The sequence below is a fragment of the Elstera litoralis genome (genome assembly GCF_000963705.1).
In the GTDB taxonomy this organism is placed as follows: Bacteria; Pseudomonadota; Alphaproteobacteria; order Elsterales; family Elsteraceae; genus Elstera; species Elstera litoralis.
In genome coordinates this window covers 1-737 of the sequence record NZ_LAJY01000725.1, presented here as the reverse complement: position 1 = coordinate 737, position 737 = coordinate 1, and the positions used below count along the sequence as shown (strand labels likewise).

At 57.1% G+C, this 737-nt stretch carries 1 protein-coding gene; it reads right to left on the bottom strand.

Annotated features, from left to right (window positions below):
• Positions 1–737: calcium-binding protein (locus VZ95_RS19335; RefSeq protein WP_045777314.1), on the bottom strand; the 737-nt coding region annotated here is incomplete at both ends.

Sequence of the window (737 nt, the reverse complement as noted above, 5' to 3'; positions counted from 1 at the left end):
GCGTGGCGCCGCCGGAAGACAGTGTGGCAACCTTCATAGTTCCTACGTTACTCGTCATACCCAGCGCGCTGACATTGAAACAGAGATTATCGGTCGCAGTAAAATCGGTGATCGTATCGACGCCACTATTGGCAGCAGACAGATCCGCCGCCGCGCCGTCGGCTGAGCCAAAATAGAAGGTATCGCCCCCGGCACCGCCGGTAAGAGTATCATTGTCGCGACCGCCGATCACTTGGTCGTTACCATCGCCCCCGATCAATGAATCATTGCCCGCCATCCCGACAACGTAATCGGCACCACTTCCCCCATCGATGGTATCGACCAAAGCGCCGCCGACCAAAGCATCATTGGCTTGACCGCCGGTAATGCTGAAGTGGCCGTCCGTCTCAGCAGTGCCCGTAAAGGTCAGTATTCCAGTGGTTTGAGCGGTCGTTATGACCAGCGTCGCCCCTGCCGCCACGAGCCCATCAACGGACCCGATACCGACATCAGTCGTCGTATTCGCGATGGTCAAGACTTCGATGGAACTTACGTTTGTCAGATTCGATGACAGTGCCGTGTTGCCGGTTAGCGCCAAAGTATCCGAGCCGCTGCCGCCATTGATGGTTCCTGTGGCAAGCGTCGCAGCGCCGGTAGCAATCGTAATCGTATCATTGCCCGCACCCGCATTAACGCTCGATGTGGTTGCTGCATTTAGGAAAATACTGTCGGCGGCAGCGCCACCCTGTACCGTTACG